Annotated in this window: 27 protein-coding genes; 14 read left to right on the top strand and 13 right to left on the bottom strand. The window is 72.6% G+C overall.

Translation table 11 applies throughout. From position 1 onward, the window contains the following. Positions 1-86: 86 nt before the first annotated feature. Together BLA60_RS25755 and BLA60_RS25750 are read left to right on the top strand one after the other, a co-directional pair. A complete protein-coding gene (locus BLA60_RS25755; RefSeq protein ID WP_075135581.1) occupies positions 87-1004 on the top strand; it encodes a MurR/RpiR family transcriptional regulator in 918 nt (305 codons plus the stop codon). A gap of 22 nt (positions 1005-1026) precedes the next feature. Next, complete coding sequence (locus tag BLA60_RS25750; RefSeq protein WP_075135580.1) at positions 1027-1953, top strand: N-acetylmuramic acid 6-phosphate etherase; 927 nt, start codon at positions 1027-1029, stop codon at positions 1951-1953. Positions 1954-2253: 300 nt separating this feature from the next. Here the strand turns inward: BLA60_RS25750 and BLA60_RS25745 are convergent, their stop codons facing one another. Further along, the gene (locus BLA60_RS25745) at positions 2254-3066 is read right to left on the bottom strand and encodes a methyltransferase domain-containing protein (RefSeq protein WP_075135690.1); all 813 of its coding nucleotides are present in this window, start codon (positions 3064-3066) and stop codon (positions 2254-2256) included. A 210-nt stretch (positions 3067-3276) separates the two neighbouring features. Next, positions 3277-4011: a Fic family protein gene (locus BLA60_RS25740; RefSeq protein WP_075135689.1), complete on the bottom strand. Its 735-nt coding sequence runs from the start codon at positions 4009-4011 to the stop codon at positions 3277-3279. Between the two features lie 147 nt (positions 4012-4158). On the opposite strand from BLA60_RS25740, the gene acs reads away from it, so the two are divergent. From acs to BLA60_RS25720, 4 genes are read left to right on the top strand one after another with little or no spacing between them, the layout of a single operon-like run. Further along, a complete protein-coding gene (acs, locus tag BLA60_RS25735) occupies positions 4159-6144 on the top strand; it encodes an acetate--CoA ligase (protein WP_075135579.1) in 1986 nt (661 codons plus the stop codon). A gap of 20 nt (positions 6145-6164) precedes the next feature. Then, the gene (locus BLA60_RS25730) at positions 6165-6875 is read left to right on the top strand and encodes a VIT1/CCC1 transporter family protein (RefSeq protein ID WP_075135578.1); all 711 of its coding nucleotides are present in this window, start codon (positions 6165-6167) and stop codon (positions 6873-6875) included. Between the two features lie 55 nt (positions 6876-6930). Beyond that, on the top strand, positions 6931-7458 hold the full coding sequence (locus BLA60_RS25725) for a phage holin family protein (RefSeq protein WP_075135577.1): 528 nt from the start codon (positions 6931-6933) through the stop codon (positions 7456-7458). 27 nt (positions 7459-7485) lie between these two features. Then, complete coding sequence (locus tag BLA60_RS25720) at positions 7486-8427, top strand: alpha/beta fold hydrolase (protein ID WP_075135576.1); 942 nt, start codon at positions 7486-7488, stop codon at positions 8425-8427. A gap of 136 nt (positions 8428-8563) precedes the next feature. Here BLA60_RS25720 and BLA60_RS25715 read toward each other — a convergent pair whose 3' ends face one another. From BLA60_RS25715 to nth, 4 genes are read right to left on the bottom strand one after another with little or no spacing between them, the layout of a single operon-like run. Then, positions 8564-9748, bottom strand: a complete 1185-nt coding sequence (locus tag BLA60_RS25715; RefSeq protein ID WP_075135575.1) for a MarP family serine protease — start codon at positions 9746-9748, stop codon at positions 8564-8566. After that, a complete protein-coding gene (locus tag BLA60_RS25710; protein WP_075135574.1) occupies positions 9745-10440 on the bottom strand; it encodes an NUDIX hydrolase in 696 nt (231 codons plus the stop codon). Before BLA60_RS25710 ends, BLA60_RS25715 begins: the two co-directional genes overlap by 4 nt. Continuing rightward, the gene (locus BLA60_RS25705) at positions 10437-11024 is read right to left on the bottom strand and encodes a TlpA family protein disulfide reductase (RefSeq protein WP_075135573.1); all 588 of its coding nucleotides are present in this window, start codon (positions 11022-11024) and stop codon (positions 10437-10439) included. Before BLA60_RS25705 ends, BLA60_RS25710 begins: the two co-directional genes overlap by 4 nt. Continuing rightward, positions 11021-11737 (bottom strand): endonuclease III, encoded by a 717-nt coding sequence (gene nth / locus BLA60_RS25700; RefSeq protein ID WP_084735278.1) that lies wholly within the window; start codon positions 11735-11737, stop codon positions 11021-11023. The genes BLA60_RS25705 and nth overlap by 4 nt, the downstream gene beginning before the upstream one ends. A 185-nt stretch (positions 11738-11922) precedes the next feature. Here nth and BLA60_RS25695 point away from each other — a divergent pair, with 185 nt between their 5' ends. The 4 genes from BLA60_RS25695 (at position 11923) to dnaN (ending at position 15757) form a co-directional block, all read left to right on the top strand. Continuing rightward, on the top strand, positions 11923-12201 hold the full coding sequence (locus BLA60_RS25695; protein ID WP_075135571.1) for a hypothetical protein: 279 nt from the start codon (positions 11923-11925) through the stop codon (positions 12199-12201). 145 nt (positions 12202-12346) lie between these two features. After that, a complete protein-coding gene (locus tag BLA60_RS25690; protein WP_075127188.1) occupies positions 12347-13021 on the top strand; it encodes a Crp/Fnr family transcriptional regulator in 675 nt (224 codons plus the stop codon). Between the two features lie 312 nt (positions 13022-13333). Further along, the gene (locus BLA60_RS25685) at positions 13334-14611 is read left to right on the top strand and encodes an MFS transporter (protein WP_075135570.1); all 1278 of its coding nucleotides are present in this window, start codon (positions 13334-13336) and stop codon (positions 14609-14611) included. Positions 14612-14650: 39 nt separating this feature from the next. Next, a complete protein-coding gene (gene dnaN, locus BLA60_RS25680) occupies positions 14651-15757 on the top strand; it encodes a DNA polymerase III subunit beta (RefSeq protein WP_075135569.1) in 1107 nt (368 codons plus the stop codon). Positions 15758-15760: 3 nt separating this feature from the next. Here the strand turns inward: dnaN and BLA60_RS25675 are convergent, their stop codons facing one another. Continuing rightward, positions 15761-16534 carry an MBL fold metallo-hydrolase gene (locus tag BLA60_RS25675; RefSeq protein ID WP_075135568.1) on the bottom strand — a complete coding sequence of 258 codons (774 nt, stop codon included), beginning with the start codon at positions 16532-16534 and terminating at the stop codon, positions 15761-15763. Further along, positions 16531-17379, bottom strand: coding sequence for an NUDIX hydrolase (locus tag BLA60_RS25670; protein ID WP_425427093.1), 849 nt, complete (start codon positions 17377-17379; stop codon positions 16531-16533). Before BLA60_RS25670 ends, BLA60_RS25675 begins: the two co-directional genes overlap by 4 nt. 57 nt (positions 17380-17436) lie before the next feature. Between BLA60_RS25670 and BLA60_RS25665 the strand changes: the two genes are divergently transcribed. Beyond that, positions 17437-18327, top strand: coding sequence for a Gfo/Idh/MocA family protein (locus tag BLA60_RS25665; RefSeq protein ID WP_075135566.1), 891 nt, complete (start codon positions 17437-17439; stop codon positions 18325-18327). A gap of 16 nt (positions 18328-18343) precedes the next feature. Here BLA60_RS25665 and BLA60_RS25660 read toward each other — a convergent pair whose 3' ends face one another. The 4 genes from BLA60_RS25660 to sp36 all read right to left on the bottom strand — a co-directional run bounded on the left by BLA60_RS25660 (position 18344) and on the right by sp36 (position 21782). Further along, entirely contained in the window at positions 18344-20428 is a 2085-nt protein-coding gene (locus tag BLA60_RS25660; protein WP_075135565.1) for a flagellar biosynthesis protein FlhF, read from the bottom strand. A 90-nt stretch (positions 20429-20518) separates the two neighbouring features. After that, entirely contained in the window at positions 20519-21136 is a 618-nt protein-coding gene (locus tag BLA60_RS25655) for a hypothetical protein (protein WP_075135564.1), read from the bottom strand. Positions 21137-21160: 24 nt separating this feature from the next. Continuing rightward, positions 21161-21616 carry a RidA family protein gene (locus BLA60_RS25650; protein ID WP_075135563.1) on the bottom strand — a complete coding sequence of 152 codons (456 nt, stop codon included), beginning with the start codon at positions 21614-21616 and terminating at the stop codon, positions 21161-21163. A 4-nt stretch (positions 21617-21620) separates the two neighbouring features. Next, positions 21621-21782: a Sp36 family protein gene (gene sp36, locus BLA60_RS25645; protein WP_211288850.1), complete on the bottom strand. Its 162-nt coding sequence runs from the start codon at positions 21780-21782 to the stop codon at positions 21621-21623. Between the two features lie 37 nt (positions 21783-21819). Here sp36 and BLA60_RS25640 point away from each other — a divergent pair, with 37 nt between their 5' ends. From BLA60_RS25640 to bagB, 3 genes are read left to right on the top strand one after another with little or no spacing between them, the layout of a single operon-like run. Next, on the top strand, positions 21820-22071 hold the full coding sequence (locus tag BLA60_RS25640; protein WP_075135688.1) for a hypothetical protein: 252 nt from the start codon (positions 21820-21822) through the stop codon (positions 22069-22071). 45 nt (positions 22072-22116) lie between these two features. Beyond that, the gene (gene bagA, locus BLA60_RS25635) at positions 22117-23121 is read left to right on the top strand and encodes an ATPase BagA (protein ID WP_075135687.1); all 1005 of its coding nucleotides are present in this window, start codon (positions 22117-22119) and stop codon (positions 23119-23121) included. Beyond that, complete coding sequence (bagB, locus tag BLA60_RS25630) at positions 23118-24242, top strand: ATPase BagB (protein WP_075135561.1); 1125 nt, start codon at positions 23118-23120, stop codon at positions 24240-24242. Before bagA ends, bagB begins: the two co-directional genes overlap by 4 nt. A gap of 44 nt (positions 24243-24286) precedes the next feature. Here bagB and BLA60_RS25625 read toward each other — a convergent pair whose 3' ends face one another. After that, the gene (locus BLA60_RS25625) at positions 24287-24592 is read right to left on the bottom strand and encodes a WhiB family transcriptional regulator (protein ID WP_075135560.1); all 306 of its coding nucleotides are present in this window, start codon (positions 24590-24592) and stop codon (positions 24287-24289) included. Between the last annotated feature and the right edge of the window lie 88 nt (positions 24593-24680).

Raw genomic sequence — 24680 nt, 5'->3', positions numbered from 1 at the left:
GACGGGTAGCGTTGTCCCAGGACAACAGCTGCCCTGTTGTTGACCCACATGCCTGTTAGTAAGTTTCCCACGTGAGCGCGAGTGTCATGACCACACAACACACTGAGTCAAGTCCTCTGGTCCGAATCCGGTCACTGCTGCCCGGTCTGGCCCGCGCGGAGCAACGCGTGGCCAAGGTCGTTCTGGACAGCCCGTCGACCGTGGCGCGCCGGAGCATCACCGAGGTCGCCGAGGCCGCCGGCACCAGCGAGACCACCGTCACCCGGTTCTGCAAGGCCATCGGGGTCGGTGGGTATCCGGAGCTGCGGATCGCTCTGGCCGCCGACACCGCCCGGTCCGAGGCCCGCGCCGAACGCGACCTCGGCGGCGAGATCTCCACCGACGACGATCTGGCGACCGTCGTCGGCAAGGTGACCTTCGCCGACGCCCGAGCGGTCGAGGAGACCGCCGCCCAACTCGACGTCACCGTGCTGGAGAAGGTCGTCGAGGCCATCGCCTCGGCCTCCCGCGTCGACGTCTACGGCGTCGGGGCCAGCGCGTTCGTCGCCGCCGACCTCCAACAGAAGCTGCACCGGATCGGCCGGATCAGCTTCGCGTGGAGCGACACGCACATCATGCTGACCTCGGCCGCCGTGCTCGACAAGGGCGACGTCGCCTTCGCCATCTCGCACACCGGCGCCACCGCCGACACCGTCGAGGCGCTGCGCGAGGCCCGCAAGGCCGGTGCGATCACCGTCGCCCTGACCAACTTCCCGACAGCGCCGATCAGCGAGGTCGCCGACCTGGTGCTGACCACCGCCGCGCGGGAAACCACGTTCCGCTCCGGCGCGATGGCCAGCCGGATCGCGCAACTCACCGTCGTCGACTGCCTGTTCATCGGGGTCGCCCAGCGCCACCTCGACAACGCGATGAAGGCACTGGACGACACCAGGGGCGCGGTGGGCTCCCACCGGTTGGAAACCCGCCACGACGGTCGCCGCAAGGCGCGGGAGACCGGAAAGTGACCATCCTTGGGGGAGGCAGCAAATGACCGTGCCACGGCAGGCCGTGCACGTCGATTCGCCGACCGAACGGCGAAATCCACGCACGACCGACCTGGACCAGCTGTCCACCCTGGACATCCTGCGATCGATCAACGCCGAGGACCGCCTGGTCCCCGACGCGGTCGCCGCCGCCCTGCCGGCACTGGCCAGGGCGGTCGACTTCGCCGCCGAGGCACTGCGCACCGGGCACCGGGTGCACTACGTCGGCGCCGGCACGTCCGGCCGCATGGCCACCCTCGACGCCGCCGAACTCGCCCCGACCTACAACGCCCCGGCCGAATGGTTCATGGTCCACCACGCCGGTGGCGCGACCGCGTTCAGCAGCGCCGTCGAGGACGCCGAGGACGACGAGGAGGCGGGGGCCGCGCACCTGCGGGCCGCCGCCGCACCCGGTGACTTCGTCCTCGGCCTCACCGCGTCCGGGCGGACCCCGTACGTGCTCGGCGCGCTGCGCTCCGCCGGCGCGCTGGGAGCCAGGACCGGCCTGGTGTTCAGCAACCCGCACGCCACCCGGCTGATGGACATCGACGTGCTGATCGAGGTCGACACCGGCCCCGAGGTCGTCGCCGGCTCGACCCGGATGAAGGCCGGCACCGCGCAGAAGATCGTGCTGACCGCGTTCTCCACCGCCGTGATGGTGCGACTGGGCCGCACCTACTCGAACCTGATGGTCAGCATGCGGGCCACCAACGCCAAGCTACGCGGCCGCACCCTGCGCATCCTGCGCGAAGCCACCGGCCACGACCAGCACGAATGCGCCGTGGCACTGGACAAGGCCCACGGCGACCTCAAGGTCGCCCTGGTCCACCTGCTGTCCGGTGTGGACGCCGAGGCCGCGGCCACCGCACTGGACAGCACCGACGGCCACGTACGCCGCGCCCTGCACGCCCTGGGCGCCGACGCGGTCTGACGTCACGCTCGCGGGGTCCGGCTCAACGCCGGACCTCGCGTGAGCGCCACCATCGGGTACAGCTCGTGGAACAGAACCCGACACCTTTCGGGTGGCACCGGCCGATCGGCCGGGACGGCAGGCTCCTGCCGTCCCTCAACAGGGTGATCGAACGGCACGGAACTGCCTGCCGCCCGGACAGCGAACGCACCAGCACCGACATCGTCTCCAGGGTGCCGCCCGTCTCCCCCGGTCGGATCGGGGCGGCGACCAGGTCCACCCACCCGCGCTGGTCGGTCCGGTGCCGGAGCCTCGCGGTGCTCAGTGACCGGATGGGCGGCGGCCCCAGGTCGAGATCAGCGGGGCGAGGGTCAGGTCGAGTTCGCCGGCGTTGATGGCGGTCAGGTGGGCGTCGATCTCGGTGGTGTCGGTCAGGCCGGCGGTGAGGAGTTCGTCGCGGACGTGTCGGATGGTCGCCGCCTCCAGGTGGTCGCAGGCCGGGCCGCCGACAGGGAACGAGCCTGAGGCGGCGACGTCGACCAGGCCCGCCGCGCGCAACGCCCCCGGCAGGGTGCGGCCGAAGCGCAGGTTCGCGCCGCGGCGTGTCATCAGCTCGCGGACCGCGTCGCGCAGGCGGTTGGCCCGGCGCTGCGCGGGGCCGCTGTCGTCCAGGCACGCCAGCGGCTGCAACGCGGTGTCGGCGTCCTCGACCAGCAGCCAGCCGCCGGGGCGCAGCGCCGCCACCATCGCGGCCAGTGCCCTGGCCCGGTCGGGCAGGTGGACCAGCACGAGCCTGGCGTGCACCAGGTCGAAGGTCCCCGGCTCGGGGGGCGGGTCGGCGGCGACGTCGTGGCGCCGCACCTCGTACCCGTCGCCTTCCCGCAGCCACGAATGGTCGATGTCGGTGGCCAGCACGTACCCGGTCGGGCCGACGGTCGCCGCCAGCGCCTCGGGGACGCCGGGGCCGCCGGCGCCCACCTCCCAGCAGCGCGAGCCGGGACCGATGCCCAGCCGGTCGACGTGCCCGAGGGTCACGCCGTCGAACAGTTCGGCCAGCCACACGAACCGCTCGCCGGCCTCGGCGCGCGCGTTGTCCAGCAGGTAGCCCTCCGGCAGATCAGGCGAGGACGTCATCAGCACATGGTCGACCCCGCCGGGTCACCGCGCCACGACGAACGGCGAGGGATATGTCACCCCGGAACAGCACAGGCGGGCCGAGACGCTAGGGGAATCTCGGCCCGCCACTGTGGATCACCCGATCAACACACACAGCGAGGAAGGGGACTCGCACCACCCATGGTGCGCCGGGACAACGGAAGAACGCTGGAAGGCCGCTGGAGGGACTCAACCGGCCAGCGCCGCGTCGGCGATGCTGGTCGCCTCCCTGGCGCCCGCCTCGATCGCCTCGCAGCACAGCAGCAGCCATTCGGCCAGCGCGGTGTCGGTGCCGGTGCGGAAACCCGCCGCCGCCTCGGTGTAGCGGTCCGAGCGGCGCAGGAAGAAGACCTCGGGCACCGTCAGGCCCTTCGGGTCCAGGCCGGTGCCGATCATCGTCAGTCGCGCCGCCGCCCGCGCCACCACACCGTTGGCGGCGTCGAACGGCGACAGCGCCAGCAACTCACCGTGCACGACCGCCACCAGCACCGGGCCGGGCACCGACGTGCCGCCGGCGACCAGGTCGGCCAGCAGGTCCAGGCGCCTGGACATGCCCCGGCCGGGGCGGGGGCGGCCGAGGGCGTCGTCAGCCAGCAGGTCGGTGGCCGCGAGGACGTGCAGTTTCGCCAGGGCCTGCATGGGGGCGCGCTGCCAGGTCGGCAGCATCGGGCCGATGGACTCCGCGATCCGCAGCGCCCCGGCCAGAACCGGCTCGTTGACCTCACCGGACTCCGGGATCTCGACCTCCGCGCCGTCCAGTGCCGCGGACGCCCGCGCGGCCCGCACCGACGCCTCGGCGGCGGTGGTCGGCCAGCCCCGGCGGTTGGCCTGGTGCCCGTGTACCTGGTCCACCGCCTCGCGGGCGGCGGCCACGGCGTCGCGCACGCCGGGCAGTTCCAGCAGCGGCGCCAGCGGGTCAGTCACGAAGCGCGACACTACCGGGTGACAGGCAGGCGTGGGGAACCGTCTTTTGCGTGGTCTGGACCTCTTTGATCCTGTTGCCGGAGCGTGTGGCGCACTACGGTCGGGGGCGAAAGATCTCCCATCCCTGGGTCGAGGAGGATCCGCATCATGACCGAGCAGTCCGGCCAGGGCCAGACGCTGGACAACCTGCTCACGGAGAGTAGGACGTTCCCGCCGACCGCCGAGTTCGCCGCGCAGGCCAACGCCACCGCGGCGATGTACGACCAGGCGGCCGAGGATCGTGCGGCGTTCTGGGCAGAACAGGCCGGTCACCTGCACTGGGACACCCCCTGGGACCAGGTGCTTGACTGGTCGAACGCGCCGTTCTCGAAGTGGTTCGTCGGCGGCACGCTCAACGTCGCCCACAACTGCGTCGACCGGCACGTCGAGGCCGGCAACGGCGACCGGGTGGCGATCCACTGGGAGGGGGAGCCGGGCGACGGCCGCACCATCACCTACGCCGAACTCCAGCGCGAGGTCTCCCGGACCGCCAACGCGCTGACCTCCCTTGGCCTGGTCGCCGGCGACCGGGTCGCCATCTACCTGCCGATGCTGCCCGAAGCGATCTTCGCGATGCTCGCCTGCGCCCGCCTCGGCCTGACCCACAGCGTCGTGTTCGGCGGCTTCTCCGCCGAGGCCCTGCGCTCACGCATCGACGACGCACAGGCCAAGCTGGTGATCACCGCCGACGGCCAGTACCGGCGGGGCAAGCCGGCGCCGCTCAAGACCGCCGTCGACGAGGCCGTGGCGCGCACACCGTCCATCGAGAAGGTTCTGGTGGTCCGGCGCACCGGCATCGACGTCGACTGGTCCGACGGGCGTGACCTGTGGTGGCACGACCTGGTCGACGACCAGCCCGACACCCACACCCCGGCCGCGTTCGACGCCGAACACCCGCTGTTCATCCTCTACACCTCGGGCACCACCGGGAAGCCCAAGGGCATCCTGCACACCACCGGCGGCTACCTGACCCAGACCGCCTACACCCACCGCACGGTCTTCGACGTCAAGCCGGAGTCCGATGTGTACTGGTGCACCGCCGACATCGGCTGGGTCACCGGCCACAGCTACATCGTGTACGGGCCGCTGGCCAACGGCGTCACGCAGGTCGTCTACGAGGGCACGCCCAACACCCCGCACGAGGGCCGGCACTGGGAGATCATCGCCAAGTACGGCGTCACCATCTACTACACGGCGCCGACGCTGATCCGCACGTTCATGAAGTGGGGCAAGGACATCCCGGCGAAGTTCGACCTGTCCTCGCTGCGCGTGCTCGGGTCGGTCGGCGAGCCGATCAACCCGGAGGCGTGGATCTGGTACCGGGAGAACATCGGCTCCAACCGCACCCCGGTGGTCGACACCTGGTGGCAGACCGAGACCGGCGCGATCATGATCTCCCCGCTGCCCGGGGTGACCGCCGCCAAGCCCGGCTCGGCACAGACCCCGCTTCCCGGCATCTCCGCCAAGGTCGTCGACGACCAGGGCAACGAGGTCGCCAAGGGCAGCGGCGGCTACCTGGTCCTCGACCAGCCGTGGCCGTCGATGCTGCGCGGCATCTGGGGCGACGAGCAGCGCTACCGCGAGACGTACTGGTCCCGCTTCGCCGACCAGGGCTACTACTTCGCCGGTGACGGCGCCAAGTACGACGCCGACGGTGACATCTGGCTGCTGGGCCGGGTGGACGACGTGATGAACGTGTCCGGGCACCGGATCTCCACCACCGAGGTCGAGTCGGCGCTGGTGTCGCACCCGACGGTCGCCGAGGCGGCGGTCGTCGGCGCCACCGACGCCACCACCGGCCAGGGCATCGTGGCGTTCGTGATCCTGCGCGGCGGAGTCGCGCAGGACGAGGCGAAGGGCGCCGACGCGATCAAGGCGCTGCGTGACCACGTCGCGAAGGAGATCGGTCCGATCGCCAAGCCCCGACAGATCATGGTCGTGCCGGAGCTGCCGAAGACCCGCTCGGGCAAGATCATGCGGCGGCTGCTGCGCGACGTCGCGGAGAACCGCGAGATCGGTGACGTGACCACGCTGGCCGACTCGTCGGTGATGGACCTGATCTCCACCGGTCTCAAGGCCGGCTCGGAGGAGTGATCAGCGGTTAGATCCAGGGCATGACCGAAACGCACCCCGGCGCGCGACACCAGTCCACCCTCAGCTCCCGGCTGAACTGGTTGCGCGCCGGGGTGCTCGGTGCCAACGACGGCATCATCTCGGTCGCCGGCCTGGTCGTCGGCGTCGCCGGCGCGACCCCCGAACGGACCGCGATCCTCGTCGCCGGAGTGGCCAGCCTGGTCGCCGGAGCGCTGTCGATGGCCGGCGGCGAGTACGTGTCGGTCAGCACCCAGCGCGACACCGAACAGGCCACGCTGCGCTACGAGCAGTACGAGCTGGAGACCATGCCGGAGGCCGAGGAGCGGGAACTCGCCGAGATCTACGAGGACAAGGGCCTGTCCCCCGGCCTGGCCGCCGACGTGGCCCGCGAGCTGACCCGCCACGACGCCCTGGAAGCGCACGCACAGGCCGAGCACGGCATCGACCCCGACCAGCTGACCAGCCCGTGGTGGGCGGCGGCCGCGTCGCTGGTGGCGTTCACCGTCGGCGGGCTGCTGCCGCTGGCCGCGATCATCCTGCCGCCCGTGCAGTGGCGGGTGTGGGCGTGTGCGATCGCGGTGGGCGCCGGGCTGGTGCTGACCGGCGTGGTCAGCGCCCGGCTGGGCAACGCGCCGGTGCGGCGGGCGGTGGCCCGCAATGTCGGGGTCGGCGCGTTGACGATGCTGGTGACCTATGTCGTCGGTGTGCTGTTCGGCATCTCCACCAGCTGACCGGCGCGGCCGAGTTGCCCCGCCCGGGCGGCTTCATTGATCGGCGCATGGCACGATGGCGCACGTGACGAGTGCGCGCGAGAACACCAACGGCCTGCCGCGGGTCCCGTCCATCCCACTGGCCGACGAGTCGGCCGGCGAGGGTGACCAGTCGATCGGGAACCTGGTCAAGGACGCGACAGCGCACCTGTCGACGCTGGTCAGGGCCGAGGTCGAGCTGGCGAAGTCCGAGGTCGCCGGGGAGATCAAGAAGGGCCTGAAGGGCAGTGTGTGGTTCATCCTCGCGCTGGTCATCCTGCTGTACAGCTCGTTCTTCTTCTTTTTCTTCGCCGCTGAGCTGCTGGCGGAGTGGCTGCCCCGCTGGGCGGCGTTCCTGATCGTGTTCGGCGCGATGCTGGGCGCGGTGGGGCTCGCGGTGCTCATGGGCGTGCGCAAACTCAAGTCCATCCGTGCGCCGAAACGCACCATCGAGACCATGCGCGAGAACGCCGCGGTCCTGCGCCACCGGGGCGAGAGCGAGCCCGCCACCGAGGGCGGCGCCACCCTCGCCCGCCCCGACGGCGACGCCGTTCGCCGTGTCTGAGGGGTCAGTGCCCTGAGCGCCACCGCCGTGCACACCCGCCCCGACCCGTCGACCGTCCGCATCGACGGCCCGTGGCAACACCGTGACGTCCACGCGAACGGCATCCGCCTGCACGTCACGGAGACCGGTGAGGGCCCGCTGGTCCTGCTGCTGCACGGTTTCGGCGAGTTCTGGTGGACCTGGCGCCACCAACTGACCGCGCTGTCCGGTGCCGGCTTCCGCGCCGTGGCCGTCGACCTGCGCGGCTACGGCGACTCGGACAAACCCCCGCGCGGCTACGACGCCTGGACCCTCGCCGGTGACGTCGGCGGCCTGGTCAAGGCCCTCGGTGAGCCCAAGGCCCACCTGGTCGGCCACGGCTGGGGCGGTCTGCTGGCCTGGACGGTGGCCGCGTTCCACCCGCGCCTGGTGCGCTCGGTGAGCGCGTTCTCGGCCCCACACCCCCTGGCCCTGAGCCGCGAGATCCGCCGGACCATGCTGCGCCGCAAGGCCACCAACCAGGCCAGGGCGCTGGGCCACCTCTTCCGCGCCCAGATCCCCCTGGCCCCCGAACGCTGGCTCACCCGCGACGACGCCGCCACCGTGGAGACGCTCCTGCGCACCTGGTCCGGTCCGGAATGGACAGTCCAACCCGGATTCGACGACGTCGCCCGACGGCTTCGTTCGGCCATGCTGGTTCGCGGGGCGGCCCACAGCGCGCTGGAGTACTACCGGTGGGCCGTGCGTTCCCAGCTGCGGGGCGAGGGGCGGCGGTACCGGGAAGCCATGCAGCGGCGGATCACCGTTCCGGTGTTGCAGGTGTCCGGGGCGCTGGACCCGTGCATCCTGCCGGCCACGATTCGGGCGTCGGCCAATTGGGCCCACGGGCGAACCGAAACCCATCTGCTGGACGAGGTCGGGCATTTTCCCCATCAGGAAGCGTCGACGGCGACCAACCGACTGCTGGCGGATTTCCTGGCCCGGTCGTAGTCGCGGGGCCTGAGTCTCCTCGGTTGTCCACAGCCACCTCGCTCACCGCCCAGAACTGTCGGTGCCACTCGGTAGACTGGAAAACGGGGGGATCCCCGCGCCCCAGAGGGTCTCCAGAGGGTCTGACGGTGAGAGGTCAGGCGGCGCAGGAGCCGGTGCCGACGGCCCGGGACAGGCCCGGGGCGGCGCGTAGTTCGTCCTCGACCTCGTCGGCGGTCAGTGCGAAGCCTGTTTCCGACTCGTCCACCGCCGCGCCGAAGATCACGCCGATCACGCGGCCCTGGGTGTCCACCAGCGGACCTCCGGAGTTCCCGCTTCGCACCAGTGCCCGCAGGGTGAACACCTCGCGGTTCACCGTGCTCGCGTCGTAGATGTCCGGCCCGGTGAGGTCGATCCGGTCCCGCACCCGGGCCGGCGACGCCGTGTAGGGCCCGTCGAGCGGATATCCCAGCACGATTCCGTCCTGTCCCGACCGCGCCGGTTCCCCCGCGAACGGCAGCGCCGCGGCCGACAACCCGGGCACCGCCAGGATCGCCACGTCGGTGTTGGGGTCGTAGTGGACCACCCGCGCGTCCAGGGCCCCGTCGTCGGTCTCGACGATGACCTCGCTGGTTCCGGCGACCACGTGCGCGTTGGTCATCATCCGCTCGCGTGAGATGACGAACCCGGTCCCCTCCAGCGCCCGCGAGCACGACGGCGCCTTGGCGTGGATCTTGAGCACGCTGGGCCGCACCCGCTGCACGACGGCGCTGCCCTGCAACGCGGGGTCCGGCGGCGCCACCTCCTTGCTGGGGGTCCGGTCGAACGGGTCGACGGCGGCCGGGAAGCCGGACACGTCCAGCAGTTTGCGCAGTTCGTCTGGCAGGTTCTGGGCGGCGGAGGGCATCACGTTGTTGACCCCGCCGAGCACGGTCGAGCCGCGGATCGCCGACGCGAGCCCGGGCAGTCCACCCACGGTGACCAGCGGCAGCGCGATCAGCCAGGCGACCACGAACACCACCGCGCCCTGCACGATCGCGCCGAGGGCGTTGTCGACGCCGGTCAGTTTCGGGGAGCGGATCCGTTGGCGGATGCTGCGCCCGAGCCACACCCCGAGGGTTTCGCCCAGCGCCACGAGCAGCACGAACACGGCGACCGCGAACGCCACTCTGGTCGGTGTCGATTCGATGTACTGGACGACCAGCGGCGCCAGTTTGATCCCACCGATCGCCCCGAGCAGCACCCCGATGAACGCGGGCAGCGCCGTGATGACGCCCTGTCGCGCACCCGAGATCGCCGCCAGTACCGCGAGCGCGATCACGACCGCGTCGACCCAGTTCACCCGTCAACCTCCCCGACCACAGAGCCAACTGAAGCCCAGGCCGCGTCAAAGTCGCGTATGTCCGTACCGTCCCATGGCCGGTCGAACCCGCCGATGCGCAGCAGGTGCGTCAGCACTCCCGCGGTGAATCCCCAGACCAGCATGCCTGGCAGGGCGAACGCCGGTCCGGAGAATCCGGACGGATGGCGCAGCCGAAACCGGTTGGCCGGGTCCGCGAGCGTGGCCAGCGGCACCCTGGCGACGGCGGCGCTCTCCGCCGGATCCACCGCCCACACCCTGCTCGGTCGCTCCCAGTGTGCGATCACCGGGGTCACGTGGAACCGCGAGACGGGAATGTGCAGGGTCGGCAGCAGCGCCACCGGCCGCACACCGGACGGGTCGACGCCGGTCTCCTCGACGGCCTCGCGCAGCGCGGTGGCGACCGGGCCGTCGTCGTCGGGTTCGGCGGAGCCGCCGGGGAAGGCGACCTGGCCGGAGTGCGCGCCGCCGCCGTTGGCCCGTAGTTGCAGCAGCACGTCCGGGCCGGCGGCCAGGTCGTCGCCGAGCAGGATCAGGACGGCGGCGTCACGCCCGCCTGGCTCGGGCGGGGGCATGCGGTCGCGCAGTTCGGGGTCGCGTGCCGAGTTCGCCATGGCCGCGAGCCAGTCCGGCAGTTCGGCCGGATCGACCAGCGGCCCGGGTTCGGCGCTCATCCCTGTCCGACCGCCTGCCGGATCTCCTCCAGGGTGCGGAACAGCCGGGGGTTGTCCACCAGCGCCACGGTGCCGTCCGCCTGGACCAGGTAGCTGGCCGGCAGGCCGCGCGGCAGCCGCAGTGCCCTGGACGCGGCACCGTCGCGGTCGAGCACGGTCGGCAGCGCGACGCCGAGCTCGTCGAGCAGGCCGAGCGCGTCGCCCTCGCCGCTCTGCACGGCGACGCCGACGACCGGGATCGCGTTCTTCTCGGCGGCGTACTCGGCCAGCAGCGGCAGCTCCTCGCGGCACGGCTGGCACCAGGTGGCCCACACGTTCACCAGTACCGGGCCCCGCGCCAGGGTCCGGGCGAGGTCGACGGTGGACCCGTCGGCCAGGCAGCCGACCTCGACCCCGGCCAGCGTCGCCGGGCCGGGTCGGTCACCGGACGGGCAGGGCTCCAGCGCCGCCTCGGCACGAACCGCGGCGACGTCGGGCGTGTCGGGCGGTTCGGCCGGCGGGTCCTCGCCTCTCGGCCAGATCGCGATCACGGCGGCGACCACCAGGACCAGCCCGGCGAGCGACCACCGTGCCGCGTTCGTCACGCCTGGCCCCGCCCTGGCTTGTAGCCGTTGCGGACGCGTTCGGCGAGGTCGATCAGGTCGGGCGCCTCGGGGCCCTTGACCAGCGCGGCGGCGGTTTCGAACTCGGTGGGGCCCTCGCCGTAGGAGGGGCAGTCCTTGGCGAGCACGCAGGCGCCGCAGGCGGGTTTGCGGGCGTGGCAGACCCGGCGGCCGTGGAAGATCACCCAGTGGGACAGCATCGTCCAGTCCTTGCGGGGGATCAGCGCGCCGACGGCGTGTTCGACCTTGACCGGGTCCTGTTCGTCGGTCCAGCCGAAGCGGCGGACCAGCCGCCCGAAGTGTGTGTCGACGGTGATGCCGGGGACGCCGAAGGCGTTGCCGAGCACGACGTTGGCGGTCTTGCGGCCGATGCCGGGCAGGGTGACCAGGTCTTCGAGCTTGCCGGGGACCTCGCCGTTGAACCGCTCGACCAGTGCGGCGCCCAGGCCGATCAGCGAGGTCGCCTTGTTGCGGAAGAAGCCGGTGGGCCGGATCAGCTCCTCCAGCTCGGCGCGGTCGGCGCCGGCGTAGTCGGCGGCGCTCTGGTAGCGCTTGAACAGCGCGGGCGTGGTCAGGTTGACCCGCACGTCGGTGCTCTGCGCGGACAGGATGGTGGCGACGGTCAGTTCGAGCGGGTTGGTGAAGTCCAGCTCACAGTGCGCGTCCGGGAACGCCTCGGCGAGGACGCGGGTCATCCGGCGCGCCCGGCGGACCAGCGACACGCTCGGTGACGGCGCGGTTTCGGCCTTCTGCCCACGGGGTAGTTGTCGGGAGGCTGGTGGCACCCCGCTAGCCTACGGGCCGCCGAACAACCCTGACCGTGCCCTGGACGTCTACCGGAAAGTCCCGCCAAGCCGACCTGAGCGAGGATCTACGACTCATGGCCATCTGGTTCGTGTTCGCGGTACCCATAGTGGTGATGTTCTTCGCGTTGTTCATGGAACGTGTGGAGAGCCGACTGCGGCATGTCGCGGTCCAGGAGGACGAGGTCGGCGAGTTGCTGGAGCACGCGCGGCCGGACGAGGTGCGCGCGCTCTACGGTCACGGCATCGGCCGGGCGCTGGAGATGTTCCGGCTGCGGCGGCGGGGGCGGAACAAGGCCCGCGCGCGGAAGGTCATGAACCAGCCGACCGTGCGGATCCCCAGGCCAGGCCCCTGACCTGGACCGGTTCCGACATACCGCTAGTACGCCCCATGAGGTGAACCCCCGCACACGCCCTACACTCCCCTTAGTGATCAGGGGCGTCGTTGCCCTCGGTCAGGGCCGGCCCACGTCGGCCCGTGTCTGATTGGGAGGGACGAAGGTGGACGAGACCCTGGCCAGGGCCGGCATCTTCCAGGGCGTCGAGCCGGCGGCCGCCGAGGCGCTTGCCCAGACGCTGGAGACGGTCGAGTTTCCGCGCGGGCACGTGATCTTCGCCGAGGGCGAGCCGGGTGACCGCCTGTACATCATCCAGTCGGGCAAGGTGAAGCTCGGCCGAAAGTCTCCGGACGGCCGGGAGAACCTGCTGGGCATCATGGGCCCGGCGGACATGTTCGGGGAGCTGTCGATCTTCGACCCCGGGCCGCGTACCTCGACCGCCACCACGGTCACCGAGGTCGTCGCCCGCACGATGGACCGGCCGGCGCTGCGCCAGTGGATCGCCACCAGGCCGGAGATCGCCGAGCAGTTGCTGCGCGTGGTCGCACGACGGCTGCGCCGGACCAACGGCATGCTCGCCGACCTGATCTTCACCGATGTGCCCGGCCGGGTCGCGAAGGCCCTGTTGCAGTTCGCCCAGCGGTTCGGCAGCCAGGAGGCTGGCCTGCTGCGGGTCATGCACGACCTGACCCAGGAGGAGATCGCCCAGTACGTCGGCGCCTCCCGGGAGACCGTCAACAAGGCGCTGGCCGACTTCGCGCACCGTGGGTGGCTGCGCCTGGAGGGCAAGAGCGTGCTGATCCTGGACCCGGAGCGGCTGGCTCGACGCGCCCGCTAGCGGAACCGAACAAGACGAAGAGCCGGCCGCCGCCCCCGACGCGGCGTACCGGCTCTTCGCTTCGCGTGAACCATCCCCCGACGGCTCACGCTCCCCGCCCTCCGGCAAACAGGCCCCGACCCATATGCGTCCGGAGGGAGTTGTGTTGGCCCCCGCAGTGGGGGACTCCCTGGGGTGCCCTCGCGTTGTTCGGAAACACCAGATTTCCGGTTTCCGTTATCTTATCGTGACCTTTCGGGCTGAACCAGGCGGGTCGAGCGGCTCCGGCAAATAACTGGTACGCGCGTACCAAAGACCTGCATACTGGGGCTCGTGTCGCACACCGCCCGCTTCTCCGACTACCGCGTCGCGCTCACCACGCCCGGCGCGGGTTGGCCCGTCCTCACCTCGCTGCTCGCCAGGATGCCGATCGCCATGATCGGCCTGTCCCTGCTGCTCTACGTGCAGCGGGAGACCGGCTCGTTCGCGGTCGCCGGGGCCGTGTCGGCCGGGTCGCTGACCGGCGTCGCGCTCGGCGCCGTCGTCCAGGGGCGGATCATGGACCGGCGCGGGCCCACCGTTCCGCTGCTGGTCACGGTGTCGCTGTTCGTGATCGCAGTCACCGCCGCGGTGCTCGCTGTGGAGACCGGGCAGTCGTCGGTGGTCCTCGTCCTGCTCGGCGGCCTGGTCGGGCTCACCGAGCCGATGGTCGGCGCCGCGTCCCGCTCGCTGTGGGTCCACCTCGTGCCGGCCGGGCCCGTCCGGCACGCCGCCTACGCCTACGAGGCCATCAGCCTCGAGGTGTTCTTCATCCTCGGACCCGCCCTGGCCGGCGTGCTGGTCGCCGCCCCCTGGGCGGGCACCGGCGTCGTGCTCGGCGCCGTCTGCATGGTCGTGGGCAGCGTCGGGTTCGCCCTGACCCCCGCCGTGCGCCGGGTCCGGCCGGTCCGGGTGAGCGCCGGGCGGCTGCTCGGCGCGCTCGCCTACCCCGGCATGCGCACCGTCGCGCTCGCCGCGCTCGGGTTCGGCATCACCGTCGGGTTCGTCGAGGTCGCGGTGCCCGCCGTGGCGACCGAGGCCGGCCGCGCCCCGCTCGGCGGCGTGCTGCTGGCGCTGTGGTCGCTCAGCTCGGTCGCCTTCGGCCTGTACTACGCGGTGCGGCCGTGGCCCAGGCCCATGCACCTGCGGCTGCCGGTGCTGCTCGGACTGTTCGCGCTGCTCGTCGCGCCGATGGCGATCCCCACGAACCTGCTCTGGCTGGCGCTGGCGATGCTGGTCGCCGGCGTCTGGATCACCCCCCAGTCCACCACCCACTCCACGACGATCGAGATCGTCGCCCCGCGCGGCCTGGCCACCGAGGCGTTCGGCTGGGTCGTCACCTCGGTGACCATCGGCCTCGCCGCCGGGCACTCGACCAGCGGATACCTCGTCGAACACGTCGGCATCCCGTCCGCGTTCCTCGCCGCCAGCGCCGCCGGCACGCTGATCGCCGTGCTGGTGTGGCTGCGCCGCGACACCATCGCCGAGCCGGTCAACGACCCCGACGCCGAGAACCGGCCGGACGCCGAACCCGACCCGGACCCCGAGCCGGAGACCGCCGCCGCCAACTGACGGACGGAACTGTCGGACCGGCGCGCTAGGTTGCCCGGCATGGACCTCGACCTGACCGCCACCACCGCCGACCTGGCCTCCGCCGCGTCGGCGCTGGTCCGCCTGGTGCCCGGCAAGCTCATCGACCCGGTGCTCTCCGGCGTGCTGCTCACCGCCACCGCCGAGGGCGTGGCCCTGGCCGCCAACGACCGGGAGCGGGCCGTGCGGGTGGCGCGACCGGCGGTCACGCACACCGAAGGACGGGTCCTGGTGCCGGCCAAACCGCTGGCCGACACGTTACGGGCGTTGGAGTTCGAGCAGGTCAGGCTGGTCGTCGAGGGGTCGCGGCTGGCCATCCGGGGCCCCGGCGCGCGGTTCGCGCTGCCGCTGCTCGACGCCGACGTGCACCCCGGGGTGGCGCCGCCGCCACCGCTGGCCGGCACGGTCGACGGCGCGGTGTTCGCCGCGGCGCTGGCCACCGTGTCCACCGCCGCCTCCCGCGACGACGCGCTGCCGATGTTCACCGGCGTGCGGATCCGCTCCGAGGACGACCGCCTGGTCCTGCTGGCCACCGACCGCTACCAGATGGCCGTCGCCAGGATCTCCTGGCAGTCGGCCGGCCAGACCGTCGACGCGCTGGTCCCGGCCACCCTGCTCGGCGAGATCGCCAAGCAGGTCGACCACGGCGGGCCGGTCGCGCTGCACGCCGACCAGGACCGCTTCGGTCTGGTGTGGACGAACCTGGCGGCGACCACGTCGGTGCTGGACGGGAGTTTCCTGCACGAGTCCAAGGTCTCGGTGTCCGACGTGGACACCGAGGTCGAGCTGGACGCCGACGCCCTGGCCGGCGCCGTACGCCGCGTCGGCCTCTACACCGACGCGCGCGGCGTGCTGCTGCTGGAGGTCGGCGACGGCGAGGTCCGGCTGCGCGGCGCCGACCAGCGCGCCGGTGAGGCCGAGGAGACGGTCAAGGCGGACGTCACCGGCGGGCGCACCCCGCAGGCCTACCAGTCCCGCTTCCTGACCGACGCGCTGCGCCCGTTCCACGGCGGCCGGGTGCGGCTGCGCATCCAGCCCGGCATGCGCGCCACCGAGTTCAGCGCCACCGAGCCGACCGACACCAACCTGCGCTACGTGGTGATGCCCATGCTGCCGCCCAAGAACTGAGCCTCAGGAGCGCAGGTAGTCCAGCTGCGCGCGCACCGACCACTCCGCCGGCCCCCACAGCGACCGGTCGACGTCGGCGTACACCAGCTCGACCACCTGGCGCGCGGTCGCGTCCGGCCCCAGCTCGACCAGCGCCGCCCGCACCTGGTCCAGCCGCTGCTCGCGGTGCGCCAGGTACTCGGCGGCCACCGCCGCGACGTCCGGCAGCTCCTGGCCGTGCCCCGGCAGCGCGACCGTGCCGGCCGGCAGCGCGACCAGGGTCCGCAGCGTCGCCAGGTAGGGGCCGAGCGCGGAGATCACCGTGGTCCCCCGGCCCAGGATCGTGTCGCCGGTGAGCACGGCGCCGCCCTGCTCGCCGGTCACGGCCAGGCAGACCGAGTCGTCGGTGTGCCCGGGAGTGTGGAGGACCCGGACCTCCAGGCCGGCCTCGGCGAGGGTCTCGCCGTCGGTCAGCGGCGCCGCGCCCGAACACAGGGCCGGGTCGAACGCGCGCACGGGCGCACCGGTGCGCTCCGCCAGCCACGGCGCGCCCTGCACGTGGTCGGGGTGGCCGTGGGTCACCACGATCAGCGCGACCCGGCCGGCGTCGGCGACCCGCGTCAGGTGCTCGACGTCCTCATAGCCGGGGTCCACCACGATCGACGCGTCCGCGCCGGGCGCGCGCAGCAGCCAGGTGTTCGTGCCGTCCAGGGTCATCGAGCCCGGGTTGTCCTCCAGCAGCACCGAAGCCACCGGCGTCACCGGGCGCACGACGCCGTACGCGGGATGCCCGGTCATGACGGGTCCCGGGGGTCGAGGTGGGCGGCGGCGCCGTCGTAGGCCGGGTCGCCGGGCAGCACCACCCGCAGACCTCCCTCGTCGCGCACGACCTTGGGCATGAGCTTGGTGATCGTCCGGTCCTGGCGCATCGCCTCGGCCACCGTCGGGCACTCCTCCAGCTCGGCGAGCGTGGCCCAGGTCGGCGGCAGCAGCCCGACCCGGCCGGCCTGCCAGTCGTCGAGCGCCTCGCCCGGCCGCTGCCAGTGCACGGCCGACGCCTCGCTGGTCTCGCCGTCGGCCCGCTGCCCCGCCGGCAGCGCCGCCAGGAAGAACCGGGCGTCGAAGCGGCGGGTCTCGGCCTCCGGGGTCACCCAGTCCGACCACGGCCGCAGCAGGTCCGCGCGCAGCACCAGCCCCGCCTCGGCCAGGAACCCGGCCATCGACAGCTCCCGGTTCACCAGCTGGGCGCGCGCCTGGGTGTAGGGCCGCACATCGGACACGACGGTGTCCTCCGACGGTCCGGCCAGCAGCACCCCGGACTCCTCGAACGTCTCCCGCACGGCCGCGCACACCAGTGCGCGCGCCAGCCCGATGTCGCAGGAGAACCGGGAGGCCCACCACGCCGGCGGCGGCCCGTGCCAGGCCAGCGAGGTGTCGGCGTCGCGCCGGTCGACCCCGCCGCCGGGGAACACGGTCATCCCGCCGGCGAAGGCCATACCGGCCACCCGGCGCATCAGGAACACCTCAAGGCCGTCGTCGGTGTCGCGCACCAGCATCACCGTGGCGGCGTCCTTGGCCGGCACGGGCGGGTCGGGCACCTCCGGGGGGACGAAACCACTCGGCAGGACCAGTTCCCTCGGCACCTCACGCACAGCAAGAGCCTACGCAGCCCACCGGCCCGGGGCGGGCAGGATGTGACCATGAACGACACCCGACCGCGCATCGGACTCGTCGGCGCCGGCCCGTGGGCGCAGCGTGTCCACGGGCCCGGCGTCGCCGCCCACCCCGACACCGACCTCGTCTCCGTGTGGGCCCGCCGCCCGGAGGCCGCGGCGGCGATCGCCGCCCCGCACGGCGCCACCCCGACGACCTCCTTCGACGACCTGCTCGCCGCCGTGGACGCGGTCACCTTCGCCGTGCCGCCGGCCGTGCAGGCGCCGCTGGCGCTGCGGGCGGTCGAGGCCGGCAAGCACGTGATCCTGGAGAAGCCGCTGGCCGCGTCGGTCGAGGAGGCCGGGCAGCTGGTCGACGCCGCCGAGCGCGCCGGCGTCACCACGCTGATGATGCTGACGTTCCGCTACGCCCCCGAGGTCGCCGACTGGCTGGCCGCCACGCACCGCACCGGCGGCTGGCACGGCGGCGCGGCGCGCTGGCTGTCGGCGACCCTGCTGGACAGCAAGTACGAGACGTCGGCGTGGCGGCATGCCGGCGGTGCGCTGGCCGACATCGGCCCGCACACCTTCGACCTGCTCGACGCGGCCCTCGGCGAGATCACCACCGTGCTGCACGCGCACTTCGCCGAGCGGGGCCGGACCTGGCACGTGCTGTTCGGCCACGACAGCGGCGCCACCAGCACCGCGACGATGACCATGCACACGCCGGCCGAGCCGCCGATCAACGACTTCAGCGTGTTCGGCGAGCACGGCCTCAGCTACCTCGACCCGAGCGGCGACGCGTCGGTGCGCTACGCCGCCCTGCTGGACCAGTTCGTGGCGATGGTGCGCGCCGGAGCCACCGAGCACCCGACGGACATCCGTCGGGGCCTGCACCTCCAGCGCCTGCACCACCAGGTCCTGGCCCACCTGGACTGAGCCCACCTGGACCGGGTCAGGCCGAGCCGCGTCCCCGGTCGTGACGGGGCGCCTGGCCCGGTTCGAACGGCGAGCCCGGCTTGCCGTGCCGCCCGGAGCGCCACGGTCCGCTCTGGCTGTCCTGCTTCTCCCGGCGGGCCAGCTCGTCCTGCAGCTCACGCAGCAGGTGCCGCTCCTGGGTGTTGAGCATGTCGTCGATCAGCGCGGCGGCGTGCCCGTCGCCCGCGGTGTCGTCGGCGGAGTCGCCGGGGGTGGTGTCGACCGGGGCGGGCACCAGCCTGGGGCGGGCCGGCGCGTCGTCCTGCGCCCGCTTGCGCCGCCGGGGCGATGGCCGCTCGACCCCTTCCTGCTCGAACACCGACCTGATCGACTCGACCGGCCTGGGTCGGGCCGGGCGCACCGGGAGCTCCGCGGCCGGCGGAACCGCCCGCACGGAGTCGATGGTCGGCGGCTCGACCCCGAACGGCGAGGGCAGCTTCGGCTCGGGCGTGCGCTCGGCCGGTGGCGTCTCCCGGCAGACGGCCGGCATGACCGAGGTGGTCTCGGCGGCCGACACCTCGCTCGCCGGGTCCGTCGGGGTGACGCTCGTGAAGGCGGGCTCGGCCGCGACGACCGGTTCCGGTGCCTCGGGCACGGCGGCCGGGCCGTCGGCCAGCTCCAGCGCGGCGGGCTGGGCGACGGGGACGGCGGCCACCGGAACGGCCGCGACGACCGGTGCGGGTGCCGACAGCTCCAGCATCGCCCCGTCGTCCGAACCGACCTCGCTGAACGCGGCCACCGCCGGCCGGGCCGGCGCGGCCTCGGCGACCGGAGCCTGCGCGACCTCGACCGGCTGGGCCGGCGCGACGACCTCGGCCGGCGGTGCGGCCGGGGGTGCGGCCGGGGGTGCGGCCGACGCGAAGGCGGCGAGCCCGGCGGTCGGCGCGGGTCCGTCCTGCGACGACACCTCCACCGACACCTCCGCCGGCACGACCTCGGCGACCTCGGCGACCTCGACAACGGGCGCGACCTCGACCGGCTCAGCCACCGGCGCGACCTCAACGGGCGCGACCTCGGCAACCGGAGCCACCGCGGCGAGGGGCACGACCTTGACCGGCGCGACCTCAGCGACCGGCACGACGTCCGCCGGCGCCGCTTCGGCGACCGGAGCGGCCTCGACCGGGGCCTCGACCGTCGCCTCGGTAACCGGCGCCGTGGGGGCGACCGGAGCGGCCACCGGTGTCTCGGAGGCCGGGGCCTGGACGACCGGGACAACCTCCGCCACCGGCGCATCCTGACCGATCAGGGCATCGGCGACCGGAGCCTGGGCGACGGAGGCCTGGGCGACGGGGACATGAGCGACCGGAGCGGCCTGGGCGACCGGAGCCTCGGCCACCGGAGCGGCCTCGGCCGGGGCCGCCTGGGCGGCCCGGGAACGCTTGGGCTTGGGAGGCTGCGCCGCGAAGGTGTCCACCGGAACGGGATCGGCCGGGCTCACCGGCCGACCGCCACCGCCACCCGGTCCGGGGTCATCGAAAGGGACCTGTCGCGCGCAGCGCATCGCCTCCTGGTGGTAGGCGGTCGGCTGGCCACCGTCGACGAGGACCTCCACCGACGCGCGCACCCCGGCGCGCCGCAGCGCGTACTCCACGCGGTAGGCCGTGGCCGGCGCGAAACCCGCCGGTCCGACCCCCACCAGCACCACCCGGTGCGGCACCGGGCCGGACACCGGGCCGGCCGGCGTCAGCCGCCACACGCACCACACCGACCGCACGTCCGGCAGCACGTCGAGCACCGGGCGGACCGCGTCGGCGACGCCGTGGTCGGGTTCGGTGCCGGCCACCGGGCCGACGGCGAACCGGTGCCGGTAGGCCGGCAGGTCCTCGCTCACCGCCACCCGCTCGATCACCGACGGGTCGAGATAGGTACTGGCGAACAGCTCGTCGATCTCGGCGCGCTGCTGGCCGGACAGCGACACGCCGCCCGCGACCAGACACCCGGCGACGAACTCCAGCGAGCGGTCAAGCTCGGCGGAGGCCAGCATCTGGCGCGCGTCGGCCAGGGCGTCGTCGTCCAGCCGGCCGGCGAGGCCGAGCAGGAGCTCGTGTATTCGGATCGGCAACGCAACACCTGGTCGGTTCCCCCTGGGGACCTGGGTCACGGCTAGCTCCTTCCAGCTCGTCCGGCGTCGATCGGGCCAGCGGAGGAGCAGCTAACCCCGTGCTCCGACCAGCCCGGGCAGCAGCGGCTCCGAGGCCGCGAGCGCCGCCTTGTGGTAAGGCGGCAGGTCGATGCCTTCCGGCATGACCTCGACGCCCGGTTCGTGTGTCCCGAGCGCCCGCAACACACGCTGCAGCTCCCCGGTCAATCGAGCGCAGCCCGCTGACGCCGTGACGAGCACGATCCGGGTGGCCTGTCCCAGCCCGGAACGGTGTCGTCGCCAACTCCCACGCACGTCGACCATCTCGGGACGGCCATGGAGTACCGCCCCGAGCACAACCGCTTCGGAGTCCCCCGCATTCACCCGTTCGGGCGACTCCGAGGTGAATGTGTAGTCCACTTCGTCGATTTGGTCCACCCAGGGGACCGCGTGCAGCCGTCCGGCGTCCGCGCCCGCGTCCAGCAGAGCGGCGTTGAGCAGCAGCGACTCCCGAGCGGTGATCGCGACACGCTCACGGAGCAGGGTCAGCGGCAACGCGCGGGCGAGGGCGTCCAGCGCACCGCCGGCCAGCCAGTCACGCAGCCGCCACAGCTGCCGGTCGGGCAGCCGTCCGGCGAGCCGCAGCAGTAACTCGTGGCACGGGTCGCCGTGGTCTTCGATCTCGGTCATGCTGCCTCCCCTTGGCGAGAAAACTCAGGAAACCTCGACGATGAGCTCAACCTCGACCGGCACCCCGAGCGGCAGCTCCGCGACGCCGACGGCCGACCGCGCGTGCCTGCCCGCGTCACCGAACACCTCGCCGAACAGCTCGGACGCGCCGTTGATCACCGCGGGCTGGCCGGTGAAGCCCTCCGCGGAGGCGACGAACCCGACCACCTTGACGACCCTGGTCACCGCGTCGACGCCGACCAGGTCGTGCACCGCGGCCAGCGCGTTGAGCGCGCAGATCCGGGCCAGGTCCTTGGCCTCCTCGGGGCTGACCTCCTGGCCGACCTTGCCGGTCGCGGCGATCTTCCCGTCGACGAACGGCACCTGGCCGGCGGTGTACACGAGGTTGCCGGTCCGGATGGCCGGCACGTAGGCGCCGGCCGGCGCCGGCACCGCCGGCAGGTCGATCCCCAGCTCGGTGAGCCGCTCGCTCCAGCTCACCGGCTCAGCCCTTCGGCCGCTTGAGGTAGGCCACCATCTGCTCGCCGGTCGGCCCCGGCATCACGGTGACCAGCTCCCAGCCGTCCTCGCCCCACTGGTCGAGGATCTGCTTGGTCGCGTGGCTCAGCAGCGGCACGGTGGCGTACTCCCACTTCGTCATGACCAGGGACTGTAGCGCTGGCATCAGCGGTACCGTGACCCGCGTGGAATCCTGGCGGGTGATCGCGACCGTGCTGCTCGCCGCGGCCGGAATCGTGCTGGTGCTGCTCACCATGGCCAAGACCCGTGACCGGCGCGGCGCGACCGGTGGCCAGGTCGCGATCAACGGGGCCATCGCGTTCACCGTGCTGGTCGTGCTGGCGGTGCTGACGCTGACCACGCTTGCCCCGACCGTGGTCTGGATCGTGGTCGGGGTGGTCGTGCTGGCGGTCGGCGTGATGATGCTCGCTAGTTGACCGCCTGGGCGGCACCCGCCCGAAGTGTCCACTTACCCTGAAGTGGTGGGCGTATCCCCCATCGGCTGGACCGAACAGGTCTCCCGGGCGCGGCTGCATGTCGTCACCGGCAAGGGCGGCACCGGCAAGACCACCGTGGCCGCGGCGCTCGCGCTCGCGCTGGCCACGGGTGGGCGCCGGGTGCTGCTGGTGGAGGTCGAGGGCCGGCAGGGCATCGCCCAGCTGTTCGACACCCCGCCGCTGCCCTACGAGGAGCGCCGGATCGCCTCGGCGCCCGGCGGCGGCGAGGTCCGCGCGCTGCACGTGGACGCCGAGGCCGCGCTGCTGGAGTACTTCGCGATGTTCTACAACCTGGGGATCGCCGGGCGGACGCTGCGCCGGATGGGCGCCATCGAGTTCGCCACGACGCTCGCGCCAGGCCTGCGTGACGTGCTGCTGACCGGCAAGCTCAAGGAGACCGTCGGCCGGGCCGAGGACAAGGGCCGGCACACCTATGACGCGGTCGTGCTGGACGCCCCGCCGACCGGCCGGATCGTGAAGTTCCTCGACGTCACCAAGGCCATGGCCGACCTGACGAAGGTCGGCCCGATCAAGGGTCAGAGCGACGGCGTGGTCCGCCTGCTGCACTCCCAGGACACGGCCGTGCACCTGGTGACGTTGCTGGAGGAGATGCCGGTCAGGGAGACCATCGAGGCGGTGGCCGAGCTGTCGGCCGCCGACCTGCGGCCGGGGGCGGTGTTCGTGAACCGGACCCGCCCGTCGCGGCTGCCGGCCCGGTCGGTGTCCCCGGCGGCGGCCGGGCGGGTGGACGGGTCGCGGGTGCGGGCCGGTCTGGCCGCCGCGGGCCTGCACCTGGCGGCCGAGGACGTCGCGGGCCTGGTCGACGAGACGGTCGAGCACGCCATCGGGGTGCTGGCCGAGCAGCGGGCCCGCGAGCAGCTGGCCGAGGTGGACCTGCCGGCGCTGGAGCTGCCGGACACCAACCACGGCATCGACACCGCCGCCCTCTACGAGCTGGCCGAACAGCTCGTAGACCAGGGGGTCCGATGACCACGACGCTCGACGTCGACCGGCTGATCGACAACCCGGGAATGCGGGTGATCGTGTGCTGTGGCTCCGGCGGGGTCGGCAAGACCACCACGGCCGCGGCCATCGGGCTGCGCGCGGCCGAGCGCGGGCGCAAGACCGTGGTGCTCACGATCGACCCGGCGCGCCGGCTGGCCCAGGCGCTTGGCCTGCGGGAACTGTCGAACACGCCGCGCGAGGTGGAGGTCGAGGGGTTCGAGCCGGCCGGCCAGCTCTCGGCGATGATGCTGGACATGCGCCGCACGTTCGACGACATGGTGCTCGCGCACGCCGGGGAGAAACGGGCCCAGGAGGTGCTGGCCAACCCGTTCTACAAGACGATCTCGACGTCGTTCTCCGGCACCCAGGAGTACATGGCGATGGAGAAGCTGGGGCAGCTGGCCGGTGAGGGCACCTGGGACCTGATCGTCGTGGACACCCCGCCGAGCCGTTCGGCGCTGGACTTCCTGGACGCGCCGCAGCGGATGTCGACGGCGCTGGACGGGCGGATCATCCGGATGCTGTCGGCGCCGGCGCGCACCGGTGGCTGGGGGTTGCGCAAGGTCGTCGGCGCGGGCGTGATGATGTTCGCGAAGGTGGTGTCGACGATCGTGGGCGGGCAGCTGCTGGCGGACGCGTCGGCGTTCGTGCAGGCCTTCGACTCGATGTTCGGCGGGTTCAAGCAGCGGGCGCGCAAGACCTACGAGCTGTTGCGCTCGGAGGGCACGTCGTTCGTCGTGGTCGCCTCGCCGGAGCCGGACGCGCTGCGGGAGGCCAGCTACTTCGTGGAGCGGCTGGCCACCGAGCAGATGCCGCTGGCCGGGCTGGTCATCAACCGCACACACCCGGTATTGTCCGGATTGTCCGGCTCACGGGCGTCGGCGGCCGCCGACAAGCTCGACGAGAACGGCGAGGCGCCGCTGGCCGCGGCGGTGCTCCGGCTGCACGCCGACCGGGTGGCCGTGCGCGACCGGGAGCGCCGCCTGTTGGCCAGGTTCACCAAGGCGCATCCGTCGGTGAAGGTGGTCGGCGTCCCGGCCATGCCGGCCGACGTGCACGACCTGGACGGTCTGCGCACCATCGGCGACCGGCTGACCGGGAGCTGACCACGTCCCCAACCGACTGCTCGACCGACTTCTCGGCCGCGATCTCAGCCGACGCGAACGTCCTCGTCCTCGTCCGAGTGATCGCGTCGGGCCGACTGGAGCAACTCCAGCCAGGAACTCACGTCCGGGCGACGACGCAACAGTGCACGTCGCTCACGCTCGGTCATTCCGCCCCAGACCCCGAACTCGATCCGGTTGTCCAACGCCTCGGCCAGACACTCCATGCGTACCGGACACGCGATACACACGAGCTTGGCCTTGCGCTGCTCCTTGCCACGGACGAACAGCCCGTCCGGGTCCTGTTCGCGGCATGACGCGTTGACTCGCCAGTCCGCCTGCTCGATATACATAACCCCCGCCCCTAGCGTCGTCGCGACCCATCGCTCCGGTCCCCCTCGTGGCGCCACATCATCGTGGGCGTCCCCGTTTCCACCGGAG

Origin of the sequence: Actinophytocola xinjiangensis, assembly GCF_001921215.1 — a bacterium.
Taxonomy (GTDB): Bacteria; Actinomycetota; Actinomycetes; order Mycobacteriales; family Pseudonocardiaceae; genus Actinophytocola; species Actinophytocola xinjiangensis.
Note: the sequence above shows the minus strand (reverse complement) of the source record. Positions and strands in the feature narration are given on the sequence as shown.

Bases quoted from the DNA above. Each gene is read 5' to 3' on its own strand.
- BLA60_RS25755 (WP_075135581.1), top strand. From the start codon at position 87: ATGACCACACAACACACTGAGTCAAGTCCTCTGGTCCGAATCCGGTCA.
- BLA60_RS25750 (WP_075135580.1), top strand. From the start codon at position 1,027: ATGACCGTGCCACGGCAGGCCGTGCACGTCGATTCGCCGACCGAACGG.
- BLA60_RS25745 (WP_075135690.1), bottom strand. From the start codon at position 3,066: ATGACGTCCTCGCCTGATCTGCCGGAGGGCTACCTGCTGGACAACGCG.
- acs (WP_075135579.1), top strand. From the start codon at position 4,159: ATGACCGAGCAGTCCGGCCAGGGCCAGACGCTGGACAACCTGCTCACG.
- BLA60_RS25730 (WP_075135578.1), top strand. From the start codon at position 6,165: ATGACCGAAACGCACCCCGGCGCGCGACACCAGTCCACCCTCAGCTCC.
- BLA60_RS25725 (WP_075135577.1), top strand. From the start codon at position 6,931: ATGGCGCACGTGACGAGTGCGCGCGAGAACACCAACGGCCTGCCGCGG.
- BLA60_RS25710 (WP_075135574.1), bottom strand. From the start codon at position 10,440: ATGAGCGCCGAACCCGGGCCGCTGGTCGATCCGGCCGAACTGCCGGAC.
- nth (WP_084735278.1), bottom strand. From the start codon at position 11,737: ATGACCCGCGTCCTCGCCGAGGCGTTCCCGGACGCGCACTGTGAGCTG.
- BLA60_RS25695 (WP_075135571.1), top strand. From the start codon at position 11,923: ATGGCCATCTGGTTCGTGTTCGCGGTACCCATAGTGGTGATGTTCTTC.
- dnaN (WP_075135569.1), top strand. From the start codon at position 14,651: ATGGACCTCGACCTGACCGCCACCACCGCCGACCTGGCCTCCGCCGCG.
- BLA60_RS25675 (WP_075135568.1), bottom strand. From the start codon at position 16,534: ATGACCGGGCATCCCGCGTACGGCGTCGTGCGCCCGGTGACGCCGGTG.
- BLA60_RS25665 (WP_075135566.1), top strand. From the start codon at position 17,437: ATGAACGACACCCGACCGCGCATCGGACTCGTCGGCGCCGGCCCGTGG.
- BLA60_RS25655 (WP_075135564.1), bottom strand. From the start codon at position 21,136: ATGACCGAGATCGAAGACCACGGCGACCCGTGCCACGAGTTACTGCTG.
- bagB (WP_075135561.1), top strand. From the start codon at position 23,118: ATGACCACGACGCTCGACGTCGACCGGCTGATCGACAACCCGGGAATG.
- BLA60_RS25625 (WP_075135560.1), bottom strand. From the start codon at position 24,592: ATGTATATCGAGCAGGCGGACTGGCGAGTCAACGCGTCATGCCGCGAA.